We start from the raw sequence: 6295 nt of genomic DNA on the forward strand, positions 1-6295 counted from the left end.
ATATCACCAGCAATATATAACCAGAAGCATACAGCTAGGAACGGGTGTAGATCGCGGAGTAACGCTGCATGAGTGTTTTATAGCGCTTTTGCTGTTTCACAGACAGCGCACCAAAATGCAGCCGGTTTAAACGGGCCAGGCAAGCCGCCCACTGCTGTTGCGAGACATTATTCCCGGCGAGAGATTTACGCTCGATAATGACTTGTGCAAAATTCAATATCACTGAGACACAGTCTGCATCAGCATTATCCGCCTGAAAAAACAGATCGGCAGCCCGCTCCAGATCTCCCTTCTTATAATGCTGCAAGCCAGCACGCATCAACTCAACCCAAGACTCGGCATTGACCTCTTGCAACAGCTTCCCCTTGATGGATTTGACTGTCTCCATACTCGGCTTGCCGTCTGCTGCATCGGCCATCCAATCCATCCAGCGCCACTGATCTTCAGCTGAAAACTGCTCATACAAGCCTACGGCTTGTGTCAACTCTGCTTCAGCCATTACCTCAAAATCCAGCACACTGCGAAGTTCTGCCAGCACCAGGTGCGCCCGGAATTTGACGGTTATATCACCTACAAAATCCCGGATGACACTTTCCATCACACGCAGCGCCTCAAGCTCCAACTCTTCTTTATTGCCATTTTTGACCTGGTATTGTGCAATCAAACAACGCACTAATGAAAAGTAGTGGTCGGGTTCCTGAAATACAGAATAGCGGGAATATTTTAAGACATCACGAAATGCATCTATCGCCAACGGCCAATCCTCAGCGCTAGCTGCCAAATTACCCATTTCTGACTGAAGCTGCGGAACATAGGGCTGCAACAAGACAGCTTTACGCATCAACACGATGGATTGAGTCAAATCACCCGATACATGCAGGCTTCTGGCCAGCCAGGAAAAAGCCTCAACAGAGATATGCTGTTGATCTACAACCTGCTGCAGTATATTGATTGCTTCCTTATGCCGACCCAAATAATAGAAAGCCATCCCCTGCCCCACCTGAGCCCATACCTGTTTTCGCGAAGTGACAATACGGCCAAACAATACTTCAGCTTCCTGATAGCTCCCCGACTCCAGCAAACAGAGACCTTGCAAACGTTCAAGATAGACTTTCAAGCCGGGATAAATATTAATCAAACGAGCACAATACTCTAACGCCCGACTCCACTGCGCGTTATCCATCGATTCTTCAACACGCAATACCGCTTTTTTTACACGTTGTAATTTCTCAAGGAGGTTTTGAATTTTAGCTCTATCATAGGGACGGGAAATATATGCATCCGGGGCACTCTCAAGTGAACCAACCAGCAGAGAGGAGTAAGCGGAATCAATAATCAGTAAAAAGAGTGTTTGAAATACATTCAGTTTTTCCGCAAATGCCTCCTGAACAACCTGCAAACCGTTTTTTTCAGCCTTGCCTAAATCATAAGCGACCAAGACAACATCAAACGCCTGCTCACGAAGGTAACTGACAGCCATATTAACAGACGAGGCGGCTTCCACTTGCTCAAAACCTAAACCAGACACGATACTTCTCAGCCTGGAAAGCTCTTCAAGTTTATAGTCGATAATCAGTACTGATTTTCCGAAACGGCTGTTAGGCATTCACTCGCATCTTAAAAAACATAAACCAATATAAATCAGCCTATTAGAAAAACGCTTTTTATACAAAAAAACCCGCTAATGAGCGGGTTTTTCATCATCGTTCACGTTAGATATTCAGTCTTCAAGTAAATTCCGGCCCTTGCTGGAAGCGATACGCATACGCAGCGCATTGAGCTTGATAAAGCCCTCTGCATCTTTCTGATTGTATGAACCCGCATCATCTTCAAATGTCGCAATGCTTTCATCAAACAAACTATCATCTGAGCGGCGACCTACAACAATAACGTTACCTTTATACAACTTCAGACGGACTTCACCATTAACATAACGTTGGCTATAGTCGATCATCTGCTGCAGCATTTTACGTTCCTCAGACCACCAGAAGCCATTGTAAATCAGCTTGGCATAGCGCGGCATTAACTCATCTTTCAGATGCGCTGCTTCACGATCCAGTGTGATGGATTCAATAGCACGATGCGCTTTCATCATGATGGTACCACCCGGTGTTTCATAACAACCGCGTGCTTTCATACCGACAAAACGGTTTTCTACGATATCTAACCGGCCTATGCCGTTAGCACCACCAATTTTATTCAGTCTTTCTAAAACAGTCGCCGGAGATAACGCTTCACCATCAATAGCCGTGATATCACCATTAAGATAGGTCAGTTCGATATAGGTTGGTTCATCAGGAGCTTTCTCCGGAGAAACCGTCCAACGCCACATATCTTCTTCTGCTTCAGCCCACGGCTCTTCAAGAACACCACCCTCAAAAGAAATATGAAGCAGGTTAGCATCCATAGAGTAAGGCGATTTTTTCTTCTTCGTCGAGAAATCAACAGGGATATTGTGTTCTTCACAATAAGCCATCAAAGTTTCACGTGATGTCAGATCCCATTCGCGCCATGGTGCAATAACTGCCACGCCGGGCTTCAGTGCATAAGCACCCAGCTCAAAGCGAACCTGATCATTTCCTTTACCGGTTGCGCCATGAGAAATCGCATCAGCACCTGTTTCATTTGCAATTTCAATCAAACGTTTTGCAATCAAAGGGCGTGCTATCGATGTGCCCAGCAGGTATTCGCCTTCATAAATGGTGTTGGCACGAAACATCGGGAAGACAAAATCACGTACGAACTCTTCGCGCAGATCGTCGATATAGATCTCTTTTACACCCAACGCTTCTGCTTTAGCACGCGCAGGTTCTACTTCTTCGCCCTGACCAAGGTCGGCAGTAAAAGTAACGACTTCGCAATTATAAGTTTCCTGCAACCAGCGAACGATAACCGATGTATCCAATCCACCAGAATAAGCCAGTACTACTTTTTTAATATCGGACATCAATCAACTCCACTGAATAACGGTAATGTCATCACACAACCGATCGAATAAACATTTAAAGGGCAATATTGTAGCAGCTCTTATACAGAAGAAACACTTCTGTCAGTTTCGCTCCAGGCGAATCGTCACCCTGCGATTGCGTTCGCGATTTTTAGCCGAATTATTGGCAACAACCGGATAGCGCTCACCATGATAGCGGGTTGTAATGACTTTCTCGTCTATACCCTGGGCTAGCAAATAGCGACTCACCTCCTCGGCACGCTGCTTGGAAAGATCCCGGTTCAGCAAACGCCTGCCGGCGTTATCAGAATGACCATCCACATAAACCGACGCCACTTTTTCATCTGTTTTTATGTACTGAGCAATCAGGTTCAGACGCTCTTTGGTGGCATCTGACAAACGCCACTGAGCTGGCGGAAACAGAACCGCTGTTCTGGCCACCTGACGATAGTTAACCGGCAGCAACTGATCAACGCATTCAATATAACTGGAATAAGATTTTTGAAAATTGGCAGCTGATAATGCCACACGCAGTACTTCATCACTACCCAACCACCCCTGCATCGTAAAAGTAGGCGACATACCCCGATATAAAGAAACCAGCATTTCACCCGCATAATCGGACTTTACAGTGATCTGCTTATCAGCAGCGCTGACCTTTAATGCGCCGATCAGGGCAGGTGTGACACCCGGCTGCCACGGCGACGCCTCTGCCACCAAACGAACGCTGCCGCTAACCGTCCCCTTTTGCGTGGGCAACAATTGAAACACCGCCTTTTCTCCCGCTTCATGAAAGAAACGGGCAATACCATAGGAAGGCACAACCTGCTCCAACTGACACGCAAAAGGAGACACCTCTACAGTCCATTTGGATTGATCAATATCCGCCATAAAAGTAACGCCATTAACGGCCTGTGACAACAAGGTAAACAGCGTTAAAAAGAGAACCTTTATTCTTATTTTCATAATCCAGACAACTATTTAAGAGAAAATCTATCGATAACTTAACGCTAACTACCCGTACTGCTCACATTAGCAACACTTCTGTTTGGCCAACACCAATTCTGGCTGTTAGAATGTCCCGAATGAAAGAACATTTCAAGCAGTCATTGTTAAGGATTCCTTTTGAGTAATAACACAATCTCTCAGCTAATGGCTGAGCGCTTTCGCGGCTATCTACCTGTCGTCATTGATGTAGAAACTGCCGGCTTCAATTCCCGCACCGACGCATTGCTAGAAATTGCCGCTGTAACGCTAACCATGGATGAGCAGGGATACCTGATCATCGACCAGAGCTTTATGGCTGAGGTCGAACCTTTCGAAGGCGCCAACTTAGAGAAAGCAGCCTTAGACTTTACAGGTATAGACCCTTACGATCCGAATCGCGAATCCATTCCTGAAATTGAAGCGATGGAGCAGATTTTCAAACCCATCCGTAAAGCCGTTAAAGCGCATGGCTGCAAACGCGCTATTCTGGTAGGGCATAACGCTTCTTTCGATCACGGTTTTGTCAGCGCAGCTGCCGCCCGCTCCGACATAAAACGCAATCCATTCCATCCATTTTCAACATTTGATACTGCAACACTGGCAGGCCTTGCTTACGGACAAACCGTGTTGGCAAAAGCGTGCGAAGTAGCCGGCATCCCTTTTGATGGAAGGCTGGCACATTCGGCGCTTTACGATACTGAAAAAACAGCCGAGCTGTTTTGCGGCATCATCAATCGCTGGAAAGATCTCGGCGGATGGGACATGGTATTAGCACTGCAAGATCACGATTAATACAGAAAAAAAAGGGGGCTGACTCTACCTCCCCCCTTTTATATCCACTGCTACACGACCTATTCACTAACGATCTGTTTTTAACAGACCTTCTTACAAAAGATCCTCTTATAACAGTCTTACTTTCCTAAGGCTGATACTTTATTCATTGAGATTAAATGCCACACGACGATTTCTGGCACGCCCTTCATCCGTTTGATTTGATGCTATTGGCTGTGTTTCACCGTAACCGATGGCAGTCATACGCTCAGAGGCGACACCGGCAGCAAGCAAATAATTCAGTACCGACTGAGCCCGCTGAAGAGAAAGATCGAGATTATATGCTCGTGAAGCAATAGAGTCGGTATGCCCTTCAATAACAAAGTTCACGTCAGTATTATTCAATTTTTCCACGGCAACATCTAAAATTGACTTCGAATCATGAGTCAATTCACTGGATTTATATCCGAAATTAACACCTTCCAGGGATATCTTAGCCACGACCGGGCAACCCGTTTGATCAACGATCGTATTAGCAGGCGTCATCAGACACGCATCTGATCTATCCAGCACACCGTCTTCATCTTCATCGACACATCCAACCGAATTCACACGAGCGCCCATAATACTATTCGGACAGTCGTCGCTGCTATCATATACACCGTCACGGTCTGAATCAGATTCGCAGCCGTGTGACGTTTGTACTTCACCGCCCTCACATACAGATCCTGCATCACAAGCAAAATAAGCAACTCCAGCACCCAGTAAGACACCTAGTGCGGCCTTATTATCTGCAGCACCGGCAACGGCACCACCCGCTAACGCACCAGCGACCACACACAACGGCTTACTTTGCTGCCATTTAATAGAAGGCCTTTCTGCACACCCTGCAACAAACACAAGCAGAAACAGCATTCCAAACAAATTTTTCACGTTCATTCCCAACCTCTCACAACAATTTAAGCAACAATGTTAAACAACCATTTAAGCAACAATTTTAAGCAACAACGTAAGACACCTGCCTGATAGCCTCATGCACTTTAAGCAGGCATTCTTTATAAATTTTCAGCTGGCGATCATAGCGCACTTAATGTGAACAAAAAAAAACCCGTACTAGTTACAGTACGGGTTTTATTAAGATACGAGCTTTTTTACAGCTTATCAGATTCTTCAGACAGGTATTTTGCAACGCCATCAGCAGATGCATTCATACCTTTATCACCTTTGTTCCAGCCAGCCGGGCAAACTTCGCCGTGCTCTTCATGGAACTGCAGCGCATCGACCAAACGGATAAGCTCATCCATATTACGTCCTAGCGGCAGGTCATTAACGATCTGCGAACGTACATTACCTGCTTTATCGATCAGGAATGCACCACGAAAAGCAACACCTGCTTCATGCTCAACATCATATGCTTTACAGATTTCATGTTTAACGTCAGCTACCAGGGTATAACCTACCTGGCCAATCCCGCCTTCATTGATAGGCGTATTACGCCATGCGTTATGGGTGAACTGAGAATCGATTGATACACCAATTACTTCAACGCCACGCTCTTTGAACGCGTCCATACGGTGATCCAATGCGATC

6 protein-coding genes are annotated in these 6295 nt (G+C 45.9%); 1 reads left to right on the forward strand and 5 read right to left on the reverse strand.

All coding sequences use genetic code 11. The annotated features are described in order from the left end of the window. Window positions 1-34: 34 nt before the first annotated feature. From ABY436_RS08660 to ABY436_RS08670, 3 genes are all read right to left on the reverse strand, one after another. On the reverse strand, window positions 35-1606 hold the full coding sequence (locus ABY436_RS08660) for a tetratricopeptide repeat protein (protein ID WP_372738577.1): 1572 nt from the start codon (window positions 1604-1606) through the stop codon (window positions 35-37). A gap of 114 nt (window positions 1607-1720) precedes the next feature. Next, window positions 1721-2947, reverse strand: coding sequence for an argininosuccinate synthase (locus ABY436_RS08665; RefSeq protein WP_372738578.1), 1227 nt, complete (start codon window positions 2945-2947; stop codon window positions 1721-1723). A 102-nt stretch (window positions 2948-3049) separates the two neighbouring features. Further along, window positions 3050-3913: an OmpA family protein gene (locus ABY436_RS08670; RefSeq protein WP_372738579.1), complete on the reverse strand. Its 864-nt coding sequence runs from the start codon at window positions 3911-3913 to the stop codon at window positions 3050-3052. Between the two features lie 186 nt (window positions 3914-4099). Here ABY436_RS08670 and rnt point away from each other — a divergent pair, with 186 nt between their 5' ends. Then, the gene (gene rnt / locus ABY436_RS08675; protein ID WP_372738582.1) at window positions 4100-4726 is read left to right on the forward strand and encodes a ribonuclease T; all 627 of its coding nucleotides are present in this window, start codon (window positions 4100-4102) and stop codon (window positions 4724-4726) included. A 141-nt stretch (window positions 4727-4867) separates the two neighbouring features. On the opposite strand, the gene ABY436_RS08680 is transcribed toward rnt, so the two are convergent. Further along, a complete protein-coding gene (locus tag ABY436_RS08680) occupies window positions 4868-5644 on the reverse strand; it encodes an OmpA family protein (RefSeq protein WP_372738580.1) in 777 nt (258 codons plus the stop codon). Between the two features lie 212 nt (window positions 5645-5856). After that, window positions 5857-6295: peroxiredoxin (locus ABY436_RS08685; protein WP_372738581.1), on the reverse strand; the 439-nt coding region annotated here is incomplete at its 5' end.

It is taken from the genome of Neptunomonas sp., from assembly GCF_041601355.1.
Taxonomy (GTDB): Bacteria; Pseudomonadota; Gammaproteobacteria; order Pseudomonadales; family Balneatricaceae; genus Neptunomonas.